Below are 24324 nucleotides of genomic sequence, written 5' to 3'. Positions count from 1 at the left end.
TGACAGGCAAGGTTACTCTAGCCTATAAGATACCCCTGATCTACGAGCATGTCAGCCCAATCCAAACAAACATGCCAGTATAATAAAAGTCGCTAAGCCTAATATTTTATCAGCTGATTGATTTTTGGAAACGGTGTCTGGTCGCTATAGTAAAATATGAAAATAAGATCACAAGATTCAAAAGGCTTCTTATGCGTACTCAGTCCATTTTAAATCTATTAGTCATTGATGATGATCAGCTTTATGCTGAGCGTCTTGTACACTTGTTAGACGGTTATTACGATACCGTAAACTTAGGATTTTTGGATGATAAAGAGGAGCTGTTAAAGTCGCTGCGGCAATCGTGGGACACTTTGGTGTTTGGTAACGCCTATGACATGAGTTTTACCGATGTGGTGGGTATTGTACAAGATCAAAGCATTGACTTACCGATGATCTGCTTAGTGAATGAAGAGACGGCTGCGGCCGCTAATAACGATAACGCGCTACCTGACATTATCAGCGGTACCATGGTAAAAGCGCTTAGAGTCGATCAAGAGCTGGCAGTGGTGATGTCAATTTGCTTGCAGCATGACAATTTGCACAGCCGCCGTGAACTTCAAACGTTGCGACATGTCATCTCTGAAGCTGAGCAGCGCGCCAATGTGTTGATCAAAAACTCTAAAAGTGCGGTGGCTTATATTGATCAAGGCATTCATATCTTTGCCAATGACCCGTATCTTCAGCTGTTTGGTTTTCAGTCAATGAACGAGGTGATTGGTGTTCCTATCATTGACCTGATTGCAGGTGGTGATAACGTCAAGGCCTTCAAACAATTCCTACGCCAGTTCGATAAGGGCAGTCGACATGAAGTGGAGTTTAAGTTTGAAAGTATACGGACGGATGGCAGCACTTTTGAAGCCAAGCTACAGTTAGCGACAGCGACATTGGAAGGCGAGCCTGTAACTCAGGTCATCATTCAACAAAATACCAGTAACAGTGTAGAAGTCGCCGAACGTTTGGCAGCGGCTGAGCGTAAAGACAGCTTGACGGGCATTGACAATCGCTTGGGCTTTGAAGAGCAAATGACCATCGTGCATCAGCAAGCCCAGCAAGGTCTGCTGACAGCCGCATTATTATATATCCAGCTCGATAATGTCGGTAAAATAAGAAGCAGCCTTGGTTTTCAAGGCGTAGATGCCACGGTCAAACAAGTCGCCTATACGTTAGATGAGTTAATATCAGATGGGCATGTCAGTCGTTTTGGCGATACCGTATTTACCGTGCTGGTAGAAGACAAGACCACATCAGAGCTTGAAAAACTGGCGGAACATATTGGCTCACGTATTGGCGATATGCTGATTGAAGTGGATAAGCGCACGATTAGTACCACAGTGAGTATTGGTATGGTCAAAATTGAAAGAAATACGGCAGAGCCTAGTGTGTTGCTTGAACGCGCCATGCACGCCATCAACCAGATTATGATAGAAACCTCTAATCATGGCGGGACTTATCATCTGTACGACCCAAGTGAACATGCCAATAGTGACGATCATGCGCTGGCTGAGTCTTTGGTGGATGCGATTACCCATAACCGCTTTGAGCTAACGTTCCAGCCGATTTACGATATCAACCACGATCGCAGCGACTTTTTTGAGGTGTATTTGCGTCTGCCCCTGGCGAATGCTGATAACACGGTGTTGACGCCCGATCAGTTTATGTCCGTTGCCAGCGCTCATAAGTTGTGCGAAAAAATAGATCGTTGGATGTTAATCAATGCCTGTAAAAAAATCAATGATGTGCGTAAAACCCATCCTGAAGCCAGATTATTGGTGCAATTGACCAGTGCCTCATTGATCGACAAAAAGCTACCTGAGGTCGTCAGCCAACTTATCAAAGCAGTAGGCGGCGCTGCGGGTATGTTGACATTGCAATTTAATGAGAAAGACATCTCGGATCACTTGACGGTGGCAAAAAACCAGTTTTCCGCTTTGAAGCAAGTCAGTTGTCGACTCAGTATTAACAATTTTGGTTCCTCTGCCAGATCAATAGAAATTGCCAGTTTTGTGCAGCCGCACACAGTACGTCTGGCGCATAGCTACGTAGAAGGGATTGATTCAGCCGATAATTTAGAAACTGTCAAGTCGCTCATTGCAAGTACCAATGAGGTCAATGTCGATGTGCTAATGCCTTATATTGCAGACGCGGCGACCATGTCGGTTGCGTGGAGTGTGGGCGCGCGTTATCTACAAGGTCATTACCTAGAAGCGCCAAGCAGTACGATAAAAATCGCCACCTAAACCCATTGTATTGTATATAACTATAGCCAGCGACCATGACAGTCACAGACCGTCATTATTTTTAGTCATGCTCTTTTTATATTAGGGCGTGTCCTAATCTGATGCTATATTTAATCCCACCTCGCTATGGATACCATTCCCCATAGCTGACACTCAAAAATAAAAGATTGTTAGAAATGTCTATGCTTAATCGATGTCAAATAGGTGGTCTTTTCGCCGCTGTTCTACTGCTTGCTGCTTGTGAACATACACCGCCCGATCACCGTGCGCCTGTTACCTTACCAATATATACTCAAGGGGATGCCAAAAATGGTGCTACTATCTATAAAGAAGCTTGTGGTCAGTGTCATCAGCTGAATGCTGGACTTAATAAGAAAGGCCCGCAGTTGATGAATATATATGGTGCGCCAGCCGCTCAGCTCAAGGATTACAACTATAGCCATGAGCTGGCACAATCAGGCTGGGTTTGGGATGCCAAGACGCTTGATCCTTATATTGCCGATGCCCAAAAAGCCATACCAAACTCCAAGATGCTCGCAGACCCCATGCCTGATGCGAAAGAGCGTACTGATTTGATCGCTTATTTATCGACGCTTCGTGCGGTAGTCCCAGCGGCAGACGATAATAAAAACAATCCTTGATCATCATTCCCCTAACAATGAGCCAGTAACTTACTATGACCCATTCAGCGACCGACTATCAACACAATCAGCAAAAAATCGCCAAGATGATGATACAACTCAATCAAATTGTTTTGGACAAGCCGCAAGCAGTCAAGTTGGCACTCAGTGGCATACTGGCAGGTGGACACTTATTGTTGCAAGATTTGCCAGGTATGGGCAAGACAACCTTGGCGCAAGGGTTGGCGCAGTTATTGGGGTTGAGCTTCAGCCGTGTTCAATTTACCAATGATATGTTGCCTGCTGATATTTTAGGCATGAGCATCTACGATCAAAGTAAGCTAAAGTTTGAGTTTCGGCCCGGTCCTATTTTTACGCAGTTATTGCTTGCAGATGAGATCAACCGCTCTAGTGCTAAAACGCAAAGTGCTCTATTGGAAGCCATGGAGGAGCGTCAGGTAACACAAGATGGACAGACTTATCCGTTGCCTCAGCCGTTTTTTGTGATTGCAACGCAAAACCCTTTGCAGCAAGCGGGCGTATATCCATTGCCTGAGTCGCAGTTGGATCGGTTTTTATTGTGCTTATCGCTGGGCTATCCTTCAACCGCCGCAGAGCGTGAACTGTTAAAAGGACAAGATCGCCGCGAATTATTAAAAGATTTGGAACCGATGCTGGATACAGAGACGGTGCTCTTAGCTCAACAAAGGGTCAAGCAAGTTTACGTCGCTGATGTGGTGTTGGATTATTTACAGCGTTTGGTGGCAAAGACCCGATCAAGCCAAGAATATCACGGTCTATCACCGCGGGGCGTATTGTCCTTGCAACGTGCTGCACAGGCTCACGCCTATGTGTCGGGTCATATGGAGATGACGCCTGAAGACATTCAGGCAGTATTTGCAGCCGTGACCGATCATCGTTTGGGTCAGCGTTTTGTACCAGCCCATGTGACAGGTGGCGGGCATGCGCCGCAGACCATTGCGCAGCGTATCTTGGCGGATGTCCCCGTAATCAATTAGAAGTGCATGAATGTTTGACGCACGACTGTTAGCAAAACTTTCGCCGTATCTCTATGATGTTTTTAATGATGGGGTAAGAATAGGGTAATCATGAGCCTTTTGCCAAACGCCTTAACAGCGCCTATCACATCAGCATTGAGCCGATGGTTTGCCTCGCGGGCGCCCAAAAGTGACAGCGCGACGCTCAATTTGCGTAACGTTTATATCTTTTTTAGCCGCGAAGGCATGTTGTTTGCTTTGCTGTTGGTTATCACCTTTATCGCAGGCGTCAACTATGGCAATAACTTGGTGCTGGGGCTGTGCTTTTATCTCGTCAGCGTTTGGCTTATCAGCTTTCATGTAACCTTCGCTCATATTTCAGGGCTGCAAGTCCGTCTGCTAGAAGTAAGCATGGCAGAGTCGGGTGCGCCTGCTTGGGTTACGCTACAAATACGTAGTGATAGCCGTCAACCAAGACGACAACTTGCTTTTGGTTTTGAGTCACGCAATAAAAAAACCTCTAAGCGTCAGGATAAAGAAAACAAAAACAGCGAAGAGGATCAGCAGGCTGTGCTGGTCACGCAGCTACAAGGGGAGCAAATCATTCGCCTACCTGTGCAGACTCACACTCGTGGACAGCTTGAGTTACCGCGTTTGACAATAAAGACCGTCTATCCGCTAGGTATCATGCGTGCTTGGTCCTACGTTTATTTTGCGCGGACAGCATGGGTTTATCCGAAGCCTGAAACATTTGATTGGCAAACGCACTATTCAATAGTCAGTGTAGAGGATTTGCCAACGGGTGGGCAGTTTCGGCAAGGGCAAGATGATTTTGAGCGCTTGGATGATTACAGAGAAGGCGAGTCGTTGGCACGCGTTTCTTGGGGTCATGTGGCGCGCGGACAGGGTATGTTTACCAAACATTTTGCTGATCCCGTCGGTCATGAGCAAACCTTAGATTATATGGATATGCCAGCAGCTCATCACGAACATAAGCTGTCACAATTGGCGTATGGGGCGATCAAACTGGGCGAGCTGGGTGTACCTTTTAAAATGCGTTTACCAAATGATGCATCAGCCTCCGCTGCGATGGGTGAAGGTGACGGTTTTGCACAAACCTGCTTGCTAAGATTGGCGAAAGCACCATGACTGACTCTCAGCGTTTTATTAAGACGCCTTCTACCAATTCCTCTCAAGAAACCTCTACCGCAAGCTTGGCAATCTTTGAGCGCTTAGCGTTGGGGCGGCTCGGTGCGCAGGCTAGCCTTGGCAGCGAAAATAAATGGTATCGCAAGCTCTTGGCATTACCTGCTTATTATTGGGTGCTGATCGCGCAAGTGATTGTGGTTTTGCCGCACGCCGCTCATCTACCCTTGTGGTTGATAGGGTTTGCTATTATCAGCATCATCGCCCAGCTACCAAGGCTAAAGACACGCTTTAAGGAAGTAAGACATTTAAAACGCGTGTATCAAGGCATGCAAATGCTTGGATTTTTACTGGGGCTGGCAGGTCTGTGGCTGACTTATGGGACAGCGTTTGGGCTGGATATGGGGATAGCCTTTTTGGTGTTATGCCTGATCAGTAAGCTGTGGGAGCTGTATAAGCGCCGTGATGCGTATGTTGTTTTGAACTTATCCTTGTTTGTACTGGCTGCTTTGTTTTTGATGGATCAAGGACTACTGACCACGCTAGAAGTGGTTATCGGTGTGCTGGTTGTTGTGCTAGCGTTTATTGCGCTAAACGATGACGGTAATACTCGCGGAGAAGGCCGTCTACGTACGCTGGGCGTCTTAGGTATCGGAGCGTTGCCATTACTGGTTGTGCTGTTTTTGTTTTTTCCGCGCCTGCCACCGCTTTGGTCTGTACAGTTATCCAGCGGACAAGCGACCACCGGCGTGTCCGACAGTATGTCACCTGGCGACTTTGCCAATTTGGGACAATCTACTGAATTGGCTTTTCGCGTCGAGTTTGAAGACAACCGACCACCTAGGCAAGCGCTTTATTGGCGTGGATTGGTATTTAGTGATTTTGATGGTGTTACGTGGCGACCAAGTCCGCAGCAGCGGCAATGGCGTCCAACAGCGCGGCCGCCCGTGTGGATCGAAAATGCCCTTGCCACTATTCCTGATGCCGCAAAAAACACACCTGCAAGTTATAAGATTGTTCTAGAGCCGACTCAGCAAGACTGGCTATTTGGACTCGATTATCCTTTTACTCAGCGCCAAGACGTGAGTGTAACGTCAGACTTTACGCTCTTAAAAGATCGACCTGTCACCCAGCAACTGCGCTACGATGTATTACAGTTTGCACCCATGCGTATTGATCCCGTTTTAAGTGCAGAGATGCGGCAATTGAACCTAGCGTTACCAGCCGAAGGCAATCCCCAAGCGCGGACATTGGCCAAACAACTCTTTGCGCAATCAGGCTCTGATCCGGTTCGTTATATGAATGCTATCGAGCACTGGATCAATCAAACAGAGTTCCGCTATACGCTATCACCGCCACGGCTGAACAACGACCGTATTGATGAGTTTTTATTCAAGACCAAAGCGGGGTTCTGTGAGCATTACTCGTCAAGCTTTACCTTTATGTTGCGAGCGGCTGGTATTCCAGCACGCGTTGTGGCCGGCTATCAAGGTGGTGAGTTGAGCCGTGGCGGCAATGTTTGGGAGGTACGACAAAGGGACGCACATGCTTGGACGGAGGTTTGGCTCGACGGTCAAGGCTGGGTACGTATTGATCCGACGAGTTTTGTTGCACCTGAGCGCGTAGAGCAGGGTATGAACGCGATCACGCAATCGCGCGGGGCGTCAATGTTTGGAGAGGGAGCTGGTGCCCAAATCAGTTATCAGCAGTACCAAATGCTACAAACCTTGCGCCGTTTATCCGACCAAGCCAGTTATTATTGGCAAAAAGACGTGGTCGGCTACGATCAAGGTAAGCAGGCAGACTCATTATTAAAGTGGTTCAATATTCGCTCCATCATGGAGCAAATTATCTGGTTGGCCGCCAGTGCTATTACGGTCATTGCTATTTTGGTATTGATTATTTGGCAGCGTCGCCGCAAACGCTGGCATCCTGCTGATCGACCACTGGCACAGCTGTCCAAACGTCTTGGTAAACGCGACAAATTACTGGCGCGAGCTGACAACGAAGGGCAACTGGCATGGCTTGAGCGCTTGGCAAAAACAATGGTCAATCAACATAATGATACAACTGATCAGACGGATGACAGTCAGCCAAACAGCCTGCAAGCAAAAATTGCGCTGATTCAACAAGACTATCGGCAACTGCGTTATGGACGTTTGAGCACAGTAGAGACCAATGATGGCGACTATCAAAAGGTTTTAGGCGAGTTGAAAAAGAACGTACGAGAATTGCGCTAACAGTTTGAAGAATAAGAGAGAAAAGCTATGGCCATCTATGTAGATTTTGTGCGTATAGAATTTAAAGGCCACCGCTGGTGCCATATGCTGGCCGATACATTACAAGAGTTACATGAGTTTGCCGCACTGATTGACGTGGACAAGCGCTTATTTCATCGCAACGCCAGCTATCCACATTATGATATTACGGTACAGATGCGAGAAACAGCGCTTGAATATGGCGCACTGCCTGCCGATAGAAAAAAGATTATTGAATGTGCTAAGAAACTCAAAATAGAATTAAATCATCAAGCCTAGTAGCTTTTTAAGCCAAACATGCTGCTAGATAATCTACCAGCAATCTAATCTTTGGTGAGAGATGGCGGTTATGCGGATACACCGCCCAAATGCCTTCTTCAGGCTCCCTGTAGCAGTCGAGCAAACTCACCAGCGCACCGGACGCTAAATGCTTTTGCACATAATAATCGGGTAGTTGCACGATGCCCAGCCCCTTTAGCGCCGCATCAACCAGACTATGACCGCTATTATATTGCACCGATCCGGACACCTGTAAGTTTCTCTCTTTTCCAGATTCAACGAAGTGCCAATAGTCACGAGTGCCCAGTAGACAATTATGCTGACTAAGGTCATTTAACGTCTCCGGAATACCATATTGCCCAAGATAAGCGGGCGCGGCGCAAACAAAATTGGTACGCCGACTGAGTTTCTTTGCCATCATCGTCGAGTCACTCAATTTACCAATGCGAATCGCCAAGTCATAGCCGCCTTCAATCAAGTCAAGTTTTTGGTTGCTCAAAAAAGCCGTCACTTCGATATCACGATGCTGCACCATAAAATCATTCATCAGCGGTACCAATTGTTGCTCGCCATAAGTCACAGGCGCGGTCAGCTTAATTCGACCTTGCGGTTTTGACTGTAAATTGCTGACCGCTTGCTCGGCGGCATCGAGGCCATCGAGTACACCGCGGCAATGTTGGTAAAATACACGGCCTTCTTCGGTCAGGGAGACTTTGCGTGTGGTACGGTACAGCAGTTTAATATTAAGCCGCTTCTCTAAGGCACTGATCTGACGACTGACTTGCGCGGTGGATATCCCAAGCGCTTTTGCCGCGCGGGTAAAGCTCTCGTATTCTGCCACGTAAACGAACTCGCTAATACCGTCCCAGCGCATGATTATTACCTGTGTGTAAAAGATATTTGCAAATATAGCATATTGTTATCACCACAGAAAAAACTATAATGGTAATCATTAAATAAAGCGCAACACTCTATTACCTTACAGCTTGCCTACACTAGGTAAGCAGGATAAGCTAGTGTTATTGTCAATTGACCCGTCATTTAAATCAGTTACTTGAATCAGTCAGTATAGGCATTTCAAAATAAAATCGATACATTGATCGCCTCAGAAGTAACCACAGGTGACGGGTATAGATTTTACTTGCTTACTGCTAATACAGAGGCTGCGCAAAATTCTTTCCAGTCGCTCTTAAAAAAAATCGACTATACCCCATAAAAACAATCCATTAAAAAAGAGAATATGCTTATGTCAGACCAATTTATCAAATCCAAAGCCGCCATTGCATGGGGCCCAAAGCAGCCACTATCGATCGAAGAAGTGGACGTTATGCTGCCCAAAAAAGGCGAAGTCCTAGTCAGAATCGTGGCAAGTGGCGTGTGCCATACCGACGCTTTTACCTTGTCTGGTGAAGACCCAGAAGGCGTGTTTCCTGCGATCTTGGGTCACGAAGGTGGTGGTATCGTTGAGCAGATCGGTGAAGGCGTGACCAGCGTCGAAGTTGGCGATCACGTCATTCCTTTATACACGGCAGAATGTGGCGTCTGTAAAATGTGTCAGTCAGGTAAAACCAACCTTTGCTCTGCGGTGCGTGAAACTCAGGGTAAAGGTCTGATGCCAGATGGCACCACGCGTTTTTATAAAGACGGCGAGCCCATCTATCATTATATGGGCTGCTCAACTTTTTCAGAGTATACCGTTTTGCCAGAGATTTCTTTGGCCAAAGTTAATAAAGAAGCGCCATTAGAAGAAGTTTGCTTACTCGGGTGCGGTGTCACTACGGGTATGGGCGCGGTCATGAACACTGCCAAAGTAGAAGAGGGCGCAACGGTTGCCATCTTTGGTTTGGGCGGTATCGGACTATCCGCTGTTATCGGTGCTACGATGGCCAAAGCTCGCCGTATTATTGCCATTGATATCAACGAAAGCAAGTTTGAGCTGGCCAAAAAACTGGGCGCAACTGATTGCATCAACCCAAAAGACTACGACAAACCAATCCAAGAAGTCATTGTTGACTTAACGGACGGCGGTGTTGATTATTCGTTTGAATGTATCGGTAATGTCGATGTCATGCGCTCAGCGCTTGAGTGTTGCCACAAAGGCTGGGGCGAATCGATCATCATCGGTGTCGCAGGCGCAGGGCAAGAAATCTCGACTCGTCCATTCCAGCTAGTCACCGGACGTGTCTGGAAAGGCTCAGCGTTTGGCGGTGTCAAAGGCCGTTCAGAATTACCAGGCTATGTTGAGCGTTATCTAGCCGGTGATATCCCACTACAAGATTTCATTACCCACACTATGCCACTAGAAGATATCAACGAAGCGTTTGATTTGATGCATAGAGGCGAGAGTATCCGCTCTGTGGTTCACTTTACAGAATAACGTTTTACTCCCTTTTTAGAAGCGTAAAAAAATGCTACTCCAATAATGGGGTAGCATTTTTTATGTTCAACAGGCCCTAGTCAATCCAATATAAAATACATACAGTGCTGCCAACGTCATATTTCCTTGCTTGCTGTGCCTTCGCAAACAGAGGCTACGAAAATAGATCGTTGGCGATTCATTATCATTGTTGTACCTTTTTTATTTAGGATTAACTAACCAATGTTAAATGGACAGTTGCCAGTGATGCAATCAACTATCCCGTCCATTATTCAACCACTTGTTAAACCGATTTTTTACCAATTATTTGATCGGCAAGGGCAATCAAGTCTGCTGCCATAAAGTTTGGCTTAGGGACATTGGTTGCCGGAAGCATGGCATTATGCGGCCTTGTGAGAAAAGCGGAATAACAACCAGCTGCTTGTGCGCCTATGTTATCCCATAGATGGCAAGCGACGAGACACAAATCCGACGTATCTACTGTCAGCGCATCGGCAACCATTTGATAGGTTTCAGGGGCGGGCTTGAACTTACTGACCGTCTCAACGCTAAAATGATGCTCAAAAAAATGGCTTAACGCCGCTTTTTCCAGTGGCGTCGGTGACGCACTGCTCGGTGAATTAGTTAGCGTCACCAATCGAAAACCCGCCTTACGCAAACGAGTCAGCGCTGGTACTGCGTCAGGATGAGCAGGCATACTACTCATGCGCGCTTTTAATTCAGCAATATCACTGTCGCTCAGCGTGACCTGATGAATGTAAGCCACCATACGTAATGCGCCAACCCCAAGCTCACTAAAAGACGTATACAGACCAGACAAAGTCATGGTTTGTGAATACAGCACCAGTTGTGCAAACCATTCTCTGAGCACAGTTTGCTTATCAAAAACTCGCTCAAATAAAGGGGCAAGCGTGTTGATATCGAGCAAGGTTTCATTCACATCGAATACTAGGATATTTGGCGTATTATCTGAGGACATGTCAGATCCTTTTTATTCTCAATAATGGTTTAGTTGGGCGTGGTTTTAGTCAGACATTTTTAGTCAGGCATGTTGGCCAACTGCTCTAAAATATTAATATAATTATCGACCCCTTGTGCTCCGCTAACCAGATGGCGCTCATTAAAGACAATGGCAGGCACGCTTTGGATACCTTGTTGTTGCCAATGCTGCTCTTCTGTCCGTACTTCTTTTGCAAAAAACTGACCTTCTAATACTGCCAACGCCTCACTACGATCAAGTCCAGTTTCGGCTGCAATATCGGCAAGCACCTGAATGTCGGATATATTTCTATTGTCGGTGAAATGCGCGGCAAACAAGGCTTGTTTTAACTCGTGCATACGTCCTTGCTGATCGGCCCAATGTAAAAGCTGATGCAAGTTAAATGTATTGTGCATACGCGTGTCATCATTGAAGTTAAATTCAAAGCCAACCTCTCTCCCAGCTTCCGCCATTCTTTCTCGGCTGGCATCAGACTCTTGCTTGCTAGAGCCGTATTTTTCCATGATGTGCTCGCGTAAGTTTTGACCTTCGGCTGGCATGTTGGTATTAAGCTCAAACGGATGCCAATGAATGGTATGGGCAGTATTCGTTTGTTTGAGGGCTTCTGCCAACTGACGATAACCAATGACACACCAAGGACAGACGACATCTGAGACAATGTCTATGCGTAAGGGTTTTTGGGACTGGTTCATAATGCCTCTCAGGATTTGTTTTGGGGTTCTATTCTAGACGTTTATTTTTTTCTAGCTGTCTGTTTTCTTATCGCTTTCTATTGCCTAAAGATTGATTAGACGACAATTGAAGTGTTAAACGCTACTAGATACTTTAAATAATACTAAGAGAATGTTAAAGCGATTGCAATGTAGGCTCAGTTACTACTTCAGTTACGCCCTGTAACTTCAATGTTGCACAAATTAAACGCATCACAAAATGAGCAGTAAGCAGGGAGTACTGAGCAATAGGCGATTTGGCGAGCACATAGCGATGCTTTGCTTAATAACAAATGGTGTGAACAGTTAACCAATCTGTAACGGTCACAAAGTCGATTTATACTTAAAGTTGGTGTGGTCACAGTGACAGGAATGATAGATAAATTGTAATGATATAGTTGATCCACTATAAAAGAAATACAGCAATACTGGCAACCATTTTGCGCCGCCTCTGTCAGCAACGGCACAGCAAGCAAGGAAAATGGTTGCCAGTATCGCATGATCATATGTGTATCTTTTTTATTTAGGACTGACTATATATTACCCATTGCGATACATAACTTATGGCGATACATAATTTACGGTAAAAAGCTGTTATTAGAAACTTGTCACTGTAAAAACTTGTCACTATGGAAATTTTTATTGAAATATTAAATAATAAAAAAGAATAGCAATTTTTAGTACCCAATGAAAAATAGGAGTACCAGATGAAAAATCTCAGTGAAGCCATGAATTGGCGTTATAGCACGAAAGCATTTGATCCCAATAAAAAGATATCTGAAGCGGATTTTCAACATTTAAAAAATATTCTGCGTCTTAGCCCTTCAAGCGTCAATATTCAACCTTGGCATTTTGTGATTGCTGATGATAAGTCTGGTAAGTCTCGCGTTGCTAGAGGGACGGAAGGAAGTTATGAGTTCAATATGCCCAAAGTCATAGATGCCTCACACGTTATCGTTTTTTGTAGCCGTATCTATGCTGATGATAGTTTTTTAGATGAAGTATTGGACAAAGAAGATATCGATGGCCGCTTTGCCAAGCCGGACCTCAAAGAGCAGATGCATCAAGGTCGTAAGATGTTTTTGGAGACGCGTCGCTATGATCAAAAAGATGAGTCACATTGGTTGATTGAACAAGTTTATCTAAACATGGGCGCGCTATTATTGGGTGCTGCTACTTTGGGTATCGATGCTGTACCAATGGAAGGAGTAGACCTAAAGGCGCTTGATGAAGAGTTTGCTTTACGAGCCAAAGGTTATACTGCGGTTGGCATCGTGTCCTTGGGTTACCGCTGTGAAGATGATTTTAATGCAAACCTGCCCAAGTCTCGTTTGAGCGAAGAAGTTATCATCACCAAAGCATAAAAAACACTCAAGTATAAAAATCGCTAAACCATAAAAAACATGAGTGAAAAAATGGAAGGCTAAAGCCAAAAATTAAAAAACTACACCCTAACCACTACAAAGTAAAAACAAAACAACATTTTTGATAGGTCATAATAAATTTTAATAACGCTAGCGCAATAAGCGTTTGTACATAACTACTATTTTCTGATTATCTGCCAGCGAGAAGCCAGCATGTCTACTTTGACGTTAACAATAAATAAGCAAGATTATCAGCTTGATAATCTCGATGCGCGTACGACATTACTTGATGTCTGCCGTCATCATCTTCAAATTACAGGCCCAAAAAAGGGGTGCGATCACGGCCAGTGCGGTGCTTGTACCATTCTTATCAACGGACGACGGGTTAATTCTTGTTTGACCCTTGCCGTCATGCACGAAGGGGATGAAATCACGACCATTGAAGGTATTGGAATGCCTGAAACATTGTCAGAATTACAGCAAGCGTTTGCTGATCATGATGCCTTTCAGTGTGGTTACTGCACACCCGGTCAGATATGTTCGGCGACCGCTCTCATAGAAGAGGTCAAGCAAAATTGGCCAAGCTATGTGACCAAGGACTTAAAAAATCCTGATGGATTGTTGGTTCAAGAAATTGCTGAACGTATGAGTGGTAATATCTGCCGCTGTTCTGCATATCCCAATATCATTAAAGCCATCTCACAAGTACTCGAAAACCAAGTGAATGAGCCATCTACAAAACCTACCACTGACTCGATATCTACGACTGATTCAGGTTCGAAAGTGACAGGTATTTGGTCACCGCCGCCTAGCGAAACCCAGCTTGGTAAGTCATCACACAATCCGCAAGCAACCAACACGCTAGGAGGCCGCTCATGAAACGTTTTGACTATGATCGTGCAAATTCACCTGAGCAAGCGGCGACATCAGCGGCTGCTAAAGAAGCCTCATTCATTGCAGGTGGTACCAATCTACTCGATTTAATGAAGTTTGAGATTGAGACGCCGACCAAACTTGTAGACGTAACCCGTCTGTCATTGGCGCAAGTAGAAACCACCTCTGACGGTGGATTGCGTATTGGCACGTTGGTCAGCAACAGTGATCTGGCAGGCCACCCTGAAGTGATTGCCAACTACCCAGTGTTATCGCGAGCCATTTTGGCAGGTGCCACCGGGCAGCTACGCAACAAAGCCACGACTGGTGGAAACTTCTTACAGCGTACGCGTTGCTATTACTTTTATCAAACCGATAGCCCATGTAACAAGCGTGAACCGGGCACAGGCTGTCCTGCTATCGATGGGGAAAACCGTAGCCTTGCCATTTTAGGAACCAGTGATGCTTGTATTGCTCAGCATCCGTCTGACATGGCAGTTGCGATGCGTTTGCTGAATGCTCAAATCGAAACCGTGAAAGCAGACGGCAGTACACGCACCATTCCGGTTAGCGAGTTTTATTGTTTACCGAAAGATACACCACATATCGAAAATGTATTGGAGAGTGGTGAGCTTATCACGCATGTCGTTTTGCCCGCGCCAATTGATGGGATGCATACTTATGACAAAGTGCGTGATCGCGCATCTTACGCCTTTGCACTGGTCTCTTGTGCAGCCGTTCTAGACGTTGATGACAGCGGCCATTTGAATACCGTACGTCTAGCGTTTGGTGGTATTGGTACCGAGCCATGGCGTAATGAAGCCGTTGAGGCATTATTAACGGATACAGATGGCAATGATGAAGTGGTCAAACAGGCCGCAGACCTACTATTGCAAGACGCAAAAGGCAATGGGCAAAACGATTTTAAAATACCACTGACACGTCGTTTATTAAAACAAGTCATTCAGCGTGCATTAGCTGGCGAAGGAGCATAATCATGTCATTATTGGACTCAGTACTTCAATCAGAACCTACCAAAAAAATGATGATGAATGAGCCTGTCGGTTCTTTGTTTAACGAAACAGCAAATAATTTGGTTGGTAAACCTATTAACCGTGTTGATGGCTCCCTAAAAGTGAGTGGTCAAGCACCTTATTCAGCAGAGATTCATCGAGAAAACCAAGTCTATGGTGTCTTGGTTAGTGCCAAGATTGCCAAAGGACAAGTTGAAGATATCGATAGTAGTGCCTTAGATAATATCCCCGGCATCATTAAGGTGGTGACTGATCCAAAGCAGTTTTTGCGTAACTCACAACAAGGCGGCGAGACCAAAGCGCCGACTCAAGGCGTGAGTGAAGTCTTTTATCATGGTCAGCCTATCGCGGTGGTCATTGCAGAAACCTTTGAGGCCGCAACAGAAGGCGCTCATGCTCTGAAGGTCACTTATAAAGATGAGACGGATCAAGCTACTTTAAATTTCACCAAAGCACTGCCTGAAGCTCATGACGTCAATGAGCAAAAAGGCTCAGATAAAAATTCGGTAACGGGCGATCCTGAGCAAGGACTAGCCGATTCAGCGGTGACGCTTGATCGCTTTTATCATACCCCAAGTCAGAGTAACTCTCCGATGGAGCCGCATGCAACGTTGGCTTATTGGGAAGAAGATAAACTCATTTTGTATACAGCCAATCAGATGATTGCGTCTTGTAAGCAACAAGTAATGGATGCTTTAAACCTAAATAAAGATCAGGTGCAACTCATCTCTTATTATGTGGGTGGCGGTTTTGGTAGCAAACTAGGTATCGCGCCTGAATTGATTGCAGCCGCCATTGCATCAAAAGATTTAGATCGTCCTGTGTTGATTTGTATGACACGTCCACAAGTGATGGAGGCGACGGTTAGACGCTCAAATACCCGTCAGCGTATTGCCATTGGCTGTGATGAACAAGGTGTCATCAATACTTTGATTCACGATACCGTGTGTAGCAATTTACCTGGTGAGGCGTTTTTTGAGCCTGCGGCCTTATCGACCCATTATTTGTATCGCGGTGAAAATCGCCGTGCAAATTACAAGCAAGTAGACATGAACCAAGTGCTGGCAGGCTCTATGCGTGCGCCTGGTGAAGCAGTGGGTATGATCGCCCTTGAATGCGCCATGGACGAGCTTGCCACGCAGTTGGACATTGATCCCATTGAGCTACGCCGCCGTAATGAGCCTGAAAAAGATCCCAGCCAAGATATTCCATTCTCGACGCGTCAACTCATTGCGTGTATGGAACAAGGTGCTGAGCAATTTGGTTGGAGTGAGCGTAATCCCAAACCTGCCAGCCAGCTAGAAGGTGACTGGTGGATAGGAACAGGGATGGCTGCGTCTTCTCGTGGCAACATGCTACAGCAATCGGAGGCGCGTGCGACTTTGCAAGTCGATGGATCAACAGCGCTCGGTATTAAGGCAGTTATCGAAACGGATATGACCGATATCGGTACAGGTTCTTATACGGTGTTTTCGCAGATAGCGGCCGATTTATTAGGTTTGCCTGTCGATCATATTGAGATGAAACTGGGCGATAGCGAGTTGCCACCCGCATCCGGTTCAGGTGGTAGCGTAGGCGCTGCAAGTTCTGGTAGTAGTATCTATCTTGCTTGTGAGCAACTGCGCGATATGCTGGCCGAAAAAGTCGGCTTGTATCCGGACAACATCGAGCTTGATCAAGGCCAAGTCAAACGTTCAGGCTCACATCATCTGAGCGGCACAGAAGCGGCGATTGAAAGTCTCAAAGATAAAGCAGAAGGTCTAAAACAGAAAGTCAATGAAAAAACAGGTTTGGGTCTGCCAGAGCCTGCCAACCAAGACTACGACTTTAGCAATTTTCAATCGTATGCGTTAGCAGATATCATCGCTGACTATGATGAGCAAAAAATCAGTGCTAAAGGTCAAATCAAACCGGGTAAAAATGAGCAAAGCCATCGTCAGGCGTCTTTTGGTGCCAACTTTGCAGAAGTTGCTGTACACAAGGTGACGGGCGAGATTCGGATCAGACGTATGACTGGCGCTTTTGCAGCAGGTCGTATTCTCAATCATAAGACTGCCACCTCGCAGTGTTATGGCGGTATGGTGTTTGGTATTGGTTCAGCCTTGATGGAAGAGATTATCCATGACAAGCGTGATGGTCGTTTGTGTAATCATGACCTCGCGGAATATCACGTTCCAGTCAACGCCGATGTCCCGCAATTGGAAGTGATATTGGTCGAAGAAGATGACCCTTATACCAATCCTATGCACATTAAGGGTATTGGTGAAACGGCGATTTCTGGTGCGGCTGCGGCCATTGCCAATGCCGTTTATAACGCAGTTGGTGTGAGAGTATATGACTTTCCTATTACGCTCGACAAACTGCTTTATGAGATGCCAGAGTAAGCGTTAACATTCTTTGCTTTATAAAAACCCGCTTAATTAGCGGGTTTTTATGACCTAGATATCTGTTATAAATAAACAATATAAATAAGTAGAATAAGAGACACTATGAATCAAGTTGCTGATATTCTGAAGCTGGCAAATGATGCTCAGCAAGACAACGTGGATGCAGTACTGGCTACGGTCGTACGTACGGAAGGCTCGGCCTATCGCCGCGCAGGCGCCATGATGCTTATTTGCGCAGATGGCCGTTCGGTTGGAATGATCAGTGGTGGCTGCTTGGAGCCGCATATTATCAAACGGGCTTTTTGGCTCACTCGCAGCGGTGCTAATGTACAAGTTTATCAAACGGGTGAAGACATTGAATACACCAAAGATGGCGAGGCAAAACAGAGCAAGTTAGAAGAGGGCAAGTTAGAAGAGGGCAATCAAAATGATAAGACAGCAAGCAACGAGCTTTTAGATAACGCTAGCTTTTATGATGATGAGGATGACATTAGCGAGTTAGATGAGTTGAATTTTGGCCTAGGCTGTAACGGACGGGTTCATGTTTTGTTTGAGCGTTTAGACAGGGCCAAACCCTTGTTAGAGACCATTGCTCAGGTTCGTCGTACTCAGCAACCAGTCACAATGGCCACGTTAATTCGTTCCAACAGTGGACAGAGTATGCCTGAGTTGCCAATTGGTATGCGAGTCAATCTCAACCAAGCCAGCAAGTCGGAACCGTTGGCCGCTGTTACATCTGAGCAAGCATCCTGTCTCACTGACTCTGCTGTATCGAGCACCCTCACCAATATGGTTGATGCATTAACGGAATACGAGATATCTGATAAAAATGTTGAATATGTCGTTTTAAAAGATGCAGACGTATCAACAGAGTGGCTCGTACAACGCCTACAACCGCAAATTCGCTTATTGATTTGCGGTGCAGGTAACGATGTGATGCCATTGGTCACGATGGCAAAACTGCAAGATTGGCATGTGACCGTGATAGACAGTCGCGCTCAATATGCGACACGTCTGCGTTTTCCTCAGGCGGATGCTGTACATGCGCTGCCATTAGACAATACCGAGCAGTTACTCAAGCTCAGTCGCAATGCCGCCGTTGCTTTGATGTCGCATAGTCTGAGTCAAGATCGTGCGCGTTTGGCTACGCTATTGGAATGTCCTGATAATTATCAATATATTGGCCAGTTGGGACCGCGCTATCGTACCGAGCGCTTGATTCGAGAGATCGGGGCGACCAAAGCCGATCCTAACGCCATAGCGGAAGGTATTCGTAAATTGCATTATCCTATTGGCTATAAATTGGGCGGCGATGGCCCTGAAGCGTTGGCACTTGGGATCATAGCGCAAGTCAATGCGGTGATGTACAAGCAAACATCGCCCGCCGAATTTGCAAAATCTGAACTGACTACTTCTGCGTTTGCCAATGCCAATGCTTGATCATGCACTGACCTCCAATCACGCTGTGATTATTTTGGCCAGCGGACTCAGTCAGCGTTTGGGTCAAAAAAAGCAATTGCTCTATAAAAATGGCAAACCGTTAATCAGCCATATGACCACCCTTGCATTGACGGGCAAACCACAAACCATCATTGTGGTCATTCCTGATAATAATCCTGCAATCGAGGAGGCGATAGCGCCCTTGTGTTTACAGTATCCAGTTATTCAAACAGTAAAAAATCCGCAGCCAGACACGGGTATGGCGCACAGTTTATATTTGGGTATCGAGACTTTATCTGCCATAAATTTATCAGTTGATCGAGTATTGATCATGGGCGTCGATCAAATATTGCTTGATGAGACACATTTAACTGCATTGTTGACCGGCAGTCAGGCAGTGGTGGCGAGTGGTTATCATAACTGGACACCTGCTGACAAGCATGTAAATGACCCTTCTGCGAGCAATGTATCGGCAAAAAATATCATCGGATTACCGTTAGTCGTGGATGAGGATTTACTCAAACAATGGCAATCTGTATTGGCAGGTGACAAAGGCTTACGTCATTTGATTAGAAGATTGCCGTCCAGCCAAATAAGGACAGTGACCAACGCTCAACTCAGCTATGATATAGACACGCCTGAGCAGCTGGTTTTTGCTCAGAAAAAAGGCTGGCTTGATAGATAAGCTTGACGACATGAAATAGTAAGAAATAGAGATAACGCATGATAGAAACCGAGCGGCTGTACCTTAGACAATGGCAAGCGAGCGACTTTGCCACATTTGCTGAGATGAATGCCGATCCTGAAGTGATGAAATACTTTCCTAAATTATTAACCACTTCCATGAGTAATATTATCGCCAAAAAATGCCAAACGCTGATTGAAGATAATGGGTGGGGGTTTTGGGCAGTCGGTTTAAAAAACGCCGTAGCAAAAAGTGATGCTTTTATCGGCTTTGTGGGTTTAAACAATACACATGCGGATATGTCGTTCGCGCCTGCTGTCGAGATTGCTTGGCGACTTCATAAAGACTATTGGGGACAAGGCTATGCCACTGAAGCCGCGCGTGCAGCATTAGATTTCGCTTTTACCGAGCTGGTGCTTGAAGAAGTGGTCTCGTTTACTGCGGTCATCAATAAGCGCTCACAAAAGCTTATGCAGCGCCTTGGTATGACCAATATACAGGAGGATTTTTATCATCCTATGCTTGACGCCAAGCACCCACTTGCTGAGCATGTCCTGTATAAAATCACACGAAAGCAATGGCAAGCCCTTAGCGCATAATGCATTCTATTTATCTGATACGGCTGATCTTGAAAACGTCAATATATGCCCTTTAAACGGCAACTCTAGATAAGTCGTATTTTCAGGTTTAACGTGCTGACTACTGAAGCCAAATTCCGTCATTTTATGGGTCAGTTTGTTTTTGCGGCCGCGACCCGGATCGACGACGATGACTTCACAGGTTGGTCGTGCATGACGCTCAATAAATTCGGCCAAAATATCAATGTGTTGGTCTTCATACAATAAGTCGCTACCGATAATGATATCGAACTTGCCAAGATGACTATTGTCTTCGGCCCAATCCAAACGCTCAAAATTGATTTCTTTATTATTATTCAGTGTCGTATTGCGATCAAGAAAATATTCAACCGTTGGATGATAATCAGTCGCCGTGATATCGGCATGTCGGTGATTGAGCAATAAACTGGATAGCGCCATGCCGCAGCCCACTTCCAAAATACGTTTGCCCGCAATATCATAATCGAGCATATGATTGGCCAGCACCAAACTTGACGGCCATATCACCCCAAACATCGGCCAAGAAGCCGAGCAAATACCCAAATTTAACGCTTCATCGCCAGGATCACTAAACTGTTGATTGTCACGTAGGGTGCAAATGTGAATGTCGGTGTTGCCAATTTCAATCGTTTGATAACGCACACGCACAGTGGTCAGCGAAGTCATAAACTGTCCTAAAAAATAAGCAGGAATGCAAGGGCTGGCAAAGGTTGCCACTTTCTATGAGGATCGTTGGAGAGGAGGTCTTGACGCTTAGAGCTTTAATAAAAATGTCGAGATAAACAAATAGGAGTATTTAAAAATAGGAAGGGTAGTATGACTTAATAACCGATAAGTTGTTGTTAATTCTCAGGGTATTATTATTACTATGATCGATTTAAACAGAATAAGAATAAATATTGTCATATGTGAACAAAGGCACCTAGCTGACGGTTAGGTGCCTTTATTATGAAGATAGGTCTAATGCTGAATTTTTATGAGATGGCGGCTAAAAGTGTTCGGTGTTTTAATTTAAGAATCTCAATCCTGATGTGTTCAATGCCCATACCAGCTCCACAAAAGCACGACTGTTGGTCAAGGGTTCGCCATCGATGATGAGTACATAGCCTGCGCCATCAATCCATAAAAACACAAAGCTGGTCTCAGGAATCAGCAAATCCACTTGCTGAAAAAACGAGATGGCTTGGCTTTCTACTGCCCAGCCGCGCTGCTTTTGTCGTATCATAAAACCTGAAAAGTCAGCTGCTGCCACACTCAGCATGTCCGCCTCTTCTTGGCTATAGCCAATGCGTGCCAGACAAAATCCTTCGTCAGAGCCAATCGCTGCTCGGCGTTTGCCAGATAAGCTGGCAACCACATAGGGCAAAAACTGATCTAGCGGTAAGTTGGGCGCAGGTAATAGTAGGGACAGTTTTTCAATCCAGCCTTGCTCAATGAAGTACTGTAACCATTCGTCAGAATAGTGCTCAAGCCAACTGGCTGCAAGTAGCGTCTGTTCATGAGACAGCAAATGTTGTAAGGCTTGCTGCTCATCAGTGGGTTCACTTTGTGAAAATGCCTCAAAAATACCAGCTGGCGTTAGGGTCAGATAGGTTTTATCAGCATTCAAGTAAGAGGACATAGCGGCTACCATTAGAATAAAGGGGTTGGATAGAAGGTAAATTATGTTTTGACGGTTTGATCAAGATGTTGCTGGCAGTTATTCCAGCGCTCATCAAATTGCCAGTCACTTTTGCCCAAACGGAACCAGACCAAAGAAAAAGCAAGACGATCATTGCGAGCGATACAGTGGGCAAAAAATTCATTTTCGATTTGCTCGATGGTGCCCCAATCCTCTTTATCACGCGCTTGCATCAGCTCGTTTGTGATGTCTTTGGAGATTTGTTTGGCGTCATCACTACTGATACGCAGTCGCTGCTCTTGCTCATTGAGAGAAGGCGAGACCAAGACACTCCAGCGCGTTGCCAGCATACTGTTGCGCTGAATGTATCTTTTTTTATCAATACAATCGCGGAATCCTTGCTGCACATGAGGATACAGACGATCCTTAATACGGGTAAACAAGTTGTTTACATCGTAAGGAATATCATACCAGCAGCCATAAAAAAAGTCGGCAACCGCGCCTTGTAAGGGTTCTTTTTCCTTTAACAATAACGCGGCGTTGATACGTTGTTCATGAAAATGGCGGTTATTGGGTGCCAAAAATACTTTACGCGAATACAAGCGAAACACGCGGTGCACCTCTCTTGCATTTTCTTCGATAAGGTCTACATCAGACATAATGGTGTCCTTTGAGTCATGGCAACTGGTGCTATCGTCTGGCGATGATCATTGATCGCCTATAGGCCATGACGTAACTAAGCAAAAAAACAGCACGCCAACGAATCAGTCAATGGCCAGTTAAAAACAAGTCAGTTAAAAACCGGCCAGTCAAGCGGTGACTAGTCAAGTAAGGTCTGCATCAAATCTATCATAAATTCGCCATCTTCTTCGCTCATTGCCTCAAATCCTTGCGGCATGCCAAGTTCAGTCAATGCGTCTTTACCTTCTGCATCCTTGTTCAAATTAAGAATGGCATCCACGAAGATTTGGGTATCAGGAAACCCGTCTTTGATCAAGAGCACGTGGCTGATATCGGCCAAATCACTTTCGATAAGGACAGACAACTGAGTCTTGGTCAGACGTGAAAAGCTGTGAAAAATCTCTGATAAAAAGAAAGCGGCTTGAGCTTCACCTTTGATGACTTTGCGGGCGGCGGCCTGATAGGTCTCAGTAATATCCCAATTGAGATCTGCTTCTTCGATATCAACCGCTTCTAATAACCGTAGGCCGATCAGTTTGACATCGCGATTGTTTGCCATGGCAATAGTGGCACCAGCTTGCACGTCTTCTAAGCGATTGATATCGCTATTTGCCGCAGCAGCAATCACCATTTCATCAGATTTACCGATGGGGCGGGCAACGGCTCGGTAGCCCTGCTCACGGATCAGCGTCGCTGCATCAAAGGGATTGGCATAAATGATCTGAATATCACCTGCGTTAATAAGCTGTTCTTGTTCGCCATGTGAGGCTGGTATGTTTAGGTGCATGTTTAGGTTGGCACGTTTTTGGATCAAGGTATTAAACATGTGCCAGCCTGCAAAACGCTCAGGCGAAAAATCAGGGGCGATTAACATATTGTGTGTCGTCATGATTCAGCCTTCCTCGTTCTGTTTCATTTGGGCATATTGAGTCATTGCGGCTTCGATTTTGCTGCGTGAGGGCTTACGACGTACCGAGGTATAGCCCACGGTTTCACCGCGTCGAATATTAGGCACCACGGTCGCATAAACCCAATAGTGACTCCCATCTTTGCATAAGTTTTTGACATAGCCATGCCATTTTTGTCCAGCGGCTGCCGTATCCCACAAATCTTTATAAGCGGCTTTTGGCATATCAGGATGGCGCAAAATATAATGCTGTTGTCCGATGAGCTCATCAATATCGTAGCCACTAATCTCGACAAAAGCATCGTTGACGTGCGTGATGATACCGTCCAAATCGGTGCGCGATACAATCAACTTACCGTCAGGGTAGGCACGCTCAATGCCCGTATCATAGACCGTTCGCGATACGCCATCATGATAAGTCAAGGTAATCTGCTCAGCAGGCATATCAGGCTTAAGTGCGTCAGGGATCTGAGAACCCATAGTAATATCCTTCATTTATCGTTATATTCATGATTAAAAAGCCAATTTGGTCGGGTATTTACCCATCAAACCTAAAACGACTTATCAGATCAATTTTGCAAGGGCTTCTGAGGCACGCTTGATATCTAAGAATATCAAACCGAGCTTCGCATTCGGTTTTGCCATGATAGTGAGTACGGCTTCCTCACCTGATGAGGTCATAATCACATAACCTTTTTCGCCTTGAATCATAATACGGTCAATACTACCGCGCGCCAGTTCACGACCTGCGCGGTCACCCAATGACAATAACGCGGCAGACATAGCGCCAACGCGGTCTTCATCAACGCCTGTGGGCAGGGCTGAGGCAATCATAAGGCCATCGTTAGAAATTAAGGCAGATGCTTCAACATCTGCTGATGAGCTGTTTAGGTCTTCCAAAATTTGCTGGAACGAATCTGTACGCATATCGATTTCTCTATGACGGGTTATTGAATGTATCAAATAACTGGTGTTAAGGTTAAAAAGGAGTTTTTGTCTCAGTCGATAATTATAAACCCTTGCTGCTAATAATGATATAGATTGGTAA

Annotated in this window: 23 protein-coding genes; 14 read left to right on the top strand and 9 right to left on the bottom strand. The window is 45.6% G+C overall.

From position 1 onward, the window contains the following. Positions 1-191 precede the first annotated feature (191 nt). The 6 genes from AAJP47_RS02355 to AAJP47_RS02330 all read left to right on the top strand — a co-directional run bounded on the left by AAJP47_RS02355 (position 192) and on the right by AAJP47_RS02330 (position 7580). Complete coding sequence (locus AAJP47_RS02355; protein ID WP_346716296.1) at positions 192-2279, top strand: EAL domain-containing protein; 2088 nt, start codon at positions 192-194, stop codon at positions 2277-2279. Between the two features lie 176 nt (positions 2280-2455). Then, entirely contained in the window at positions 2456-2920 is a 465-nt protein-coding gene (locus AAJP47_RS02350; RefSeq protein ID WP_346716295.1) for a c-type cytochrome, read from the top strand. 35 nt (positions 2921-2955) lie between these two features. After that, positions 2956-3918, top strand: coding sequence for an AAA family ATPase (locus AAJP47_RS02345; protein ID WP_346716294.1), 963 nt, complete (start codon positions 2956-2958; stop codon positions 3916-3918). Between the two features lie 90 nt (positions 3919-4008). Next, on the top strand, positions 4009-5046 hold the full coding sequence (locus AAJP47_RS02340) for a hypothetical protein (RefSeq protein WP_346716293.1): 1038 nt from the start codon (positions 4009-4011) through the stop codon (positions 5044-5046). Next, entirely contained in the window at positions 5043-7283 is a 2241-nt protein-coding gene (locus AAJP47_RS02335; protein WP_346716292.1) for a transglutaminase TgpA family protein, read from the top strand. Before AAJP47_RS02340 ends, AAJP47_RS02335 begins: the two co-directional genes overlap by 4 nt. 27 nt (positions 7284-7310) lie before the next feature. After that, positions 7311-7580, top strand: a complete 270-nt coding sequence (locus AAJP47_RS02330) for a DUF4031 domain-containing protein (RefSeq protein ID WP_346716291.1) — start codon at positions 7311-7313, stop codon at positions 7578-7580. 7 nt (positions 7581-7587) lie between these two features. Here the strand turns inward: AAJP47_RS02330 and AAJP47_RS02325 are convergent, their stop codons facing one another. Next, positions 7588-8454, bottom strand: a complete 867-nt coding sequence (locus tag AAJP47_RS02325; RefSeq protein ID WP_346716290.1) for a LysR family transcriptional regulator — start codon at positions 8452-8454, stop codon at positions 7588-7590. Positions 8455-8826: 372 nt separating this feature from the next. Here AAJP47_RS02325 and AAJP47_RS02320 point away from each other — a divergent pair, with 372 nt between their 5' ends. Then, positions 8827-9957, top strand: coding sequence for an S-(hydroxymethyl)glutathione dehydrogenase/class III alcohol dehydrogenase (locus tag AAJP47_RS02320; RefSeq protein WP_346716289.1), 1131 nt, complete (start codon positions 8827-8829; stop codon positions 9955-9957). A gap of 283 nt (positions 9958-10240) precedes the next feature. Here AAJP47_RS02320 and AAJP47_RS02315 read toward each other — a convergent pair whose 3' ends face one another. Together AAJP47_RS02315 and AAJP47_RS02310 are read right to left on the bottom strand one after the other, a co-directional pair. Then, positions 10241-10936, bottom strand: a complete 696-nt coding sequence (locus AAJP47_RS02315; protein WP_346716288.1) for a haloacid dehalogenase type II — start codon at positions 10934-10936, stop codon at positions 10241-10243. A 59-nt stretch (positions 10937-10995) separates the two neighbouring features. Then, entirely contained in the window at positions 10996-11649 is a 654-nt protein-coding gene (locus tag AAJP47_RS02310; protein WP_346716287.1) for a DsbA family oxidoreductase, read from the bottom strand. A 725-nt stretch (positions 11650-12374) separates the two neighbouring features. Here AAJP47_RS02310 and nfsB point away from each other — a divergent pair. From nfsB to AAJP47_RS02275, 7 genes are all read left to right on the top strand, one after another. Further along, entirely contained in the window at positions 12375-13031 is a 657-nt protein-coding gene (gene nfsB, locus AAJP47_RS02305; RefSeq protein WP_346716286.1) for an oxygen-insensitive NAD(P)H nitroreductase, read from the top strand. 213 nt (positions 13032-13244) lie between these two features. Beyond that, positions 13245-13910, top strand: coding sequence for a 2Fe-2S iron-sulfur cluster-binding protein (locus tag AAJP47_RS02300; RefSeq protein WP_346716285.1), 666 nt, complete (start codon positions 13245-13247; stop codon positions 13908-13910). Beyond that, positions 13907-14899, top strand: coding sequence for an FAD binding domain-containing protein (locus AAJP47_RS02295; protein ID WP_346716284.1), 993 nt, complete (start codon positions 13907-13909; stop codon positions 14897-14899). The genes AAJP47_RS02300 and AAJP47_RS02295 overlap by 4 nt, the downstream gene beginning before the upstream one ends. 2 nt (positions 14900-14901) lie before the next feature. After that, a complete protein-coding gene (locus AAJP47_RS02290) occupies positions 14902-17322 on the top strand; it encodes a molybdopterin cofactor-binding domain-containing protein (protein ID WP_346716283.1) in 2421 nt (806 codons plus the stop codon). Between the two features lie 105 nt (positions 17323-17427). After that, positions 17428-18765, top strand: a complete 1338-nt coding sequence (locus AAJP47_RS02285) for an XdhC family protein (RefSeq protein ID WP_346716282.1) — start codon at positions 17428-17430, stop codon at positions 18763-18765. Further along, positions 18752-19450, top strand: a complete 699-nt coding sequence (locus AAJP47_RS02280) for a nucleotidyltransferase family protein (protein ID WP_346716281.1) — start codon at positions 18752-18754, stop codon at positions 19448-19450. Before AAJP47_RS02285 ends, AAJP47_RS02280 begins: the two co-directional genes overlap by 14 nt. A 38-nt stretch (positions 19451-19488) precedes the next feature. After that, entirely contained in the window at positions 19489-20049 is a 561-nt protein-coding gene (locus tag AAJP47_RS02275; RefSeq protein WP_346716280.1) for a GNAT family N-acetyltransferase, read from the top strand. A 6-nt stretch (positions 20050-20055) separates the two neighbouring features. Here the strand turns inward: AAJP47_RS02275 and AAJP47_RS02270 are convergent, their stop codons facing one another. The 6 genes from AAJP47_RS02270 to AAJP47_RS02245 all read right to left on the bottom strand — a co-directional run bounded on the left by AAJP47_RS02270 (position 20056) and on the right by AAJP47_RS02245 (position 24203). Continuing rightward, positions 20056-20733, bottom strand: coding sequence for a class I SAM-dependent methyltransferase (locus AAJP47_RS02270; RefSeq protein WP_346716279.1), 678 nt, complete (start codon positions 20731-20733; stop codon positions 20056-20058). A gap of 340 nt (positions 20734-21073) precedes the next feature. Then, positions 21074-21688, bottom strand: coding sequence for a hypothetical protein (locus tag AAJP47_RS02265; protein ID WP_346716278.1), 615 nt, complete (start codon positions 21686-21688; stop codon positions 21074-21076). A 41-nt stretch (positions 21689-21729) separates the two neighbouring features. Next, positions 21730-22347, bottom strand: coding sequence for a hypothetical protein (locus tag AAJP47_RS02260; protein ID WP_346716277.1), 618 nt, complete (start codon positions 22345-22347; stop codon positions 21730-21732). Positions 22348-22508: 161 nt separating this feature from the next. Next, positions 22509-23258 (bottom strand): PhnD/SsuA/transferrin family substrate-binding protein, encoded by a 750-nt coding sequence (locus tag AAJP47_RS02255; RefSeq protein ID WP_346716276.1) that lies wholly within the window; start codon positions 23256-23258, stop codon positions 22509-22511. A 3-nt stretch (positions 23259-23261) separates the two neighbouring features. Then, on the bottom strand, positions 23262-23756 hold the full coding sequence (locus AAJP47_RS02250) for a PAS domain-containing protein (protein ID WP_346716275.1): 495 nt from the start codon (positions 23754-23756) through the stop codon (positions 23262-23264). Between the two features lie 84 nt (positions 23757-23840). Beyond that, complete coding sequence (locus AAJP47_RS02245; RefSeq protein ID WP_040641606.1) at positions 23841-24203, bottom strand: roadblock/LC7 domain-containing protein; 363 nt, start codon at positions 24201-24203, stop codon at positions 23841-23843. Positions 24204-24324: the final 121 nt, after the last annotated feature.

Source organism: Psychrobacter halotolerans (assembly GCF_039680845.1).
Classification (GTDB): Bacteria; Pseudomonadota; Gammaproteobacteria; order Pseudomonadales; family Moraxellaceae; genus Psychrobacter.
This window is presented reverse-complemented; position numbering and strand designations above follow the sequence as displayed.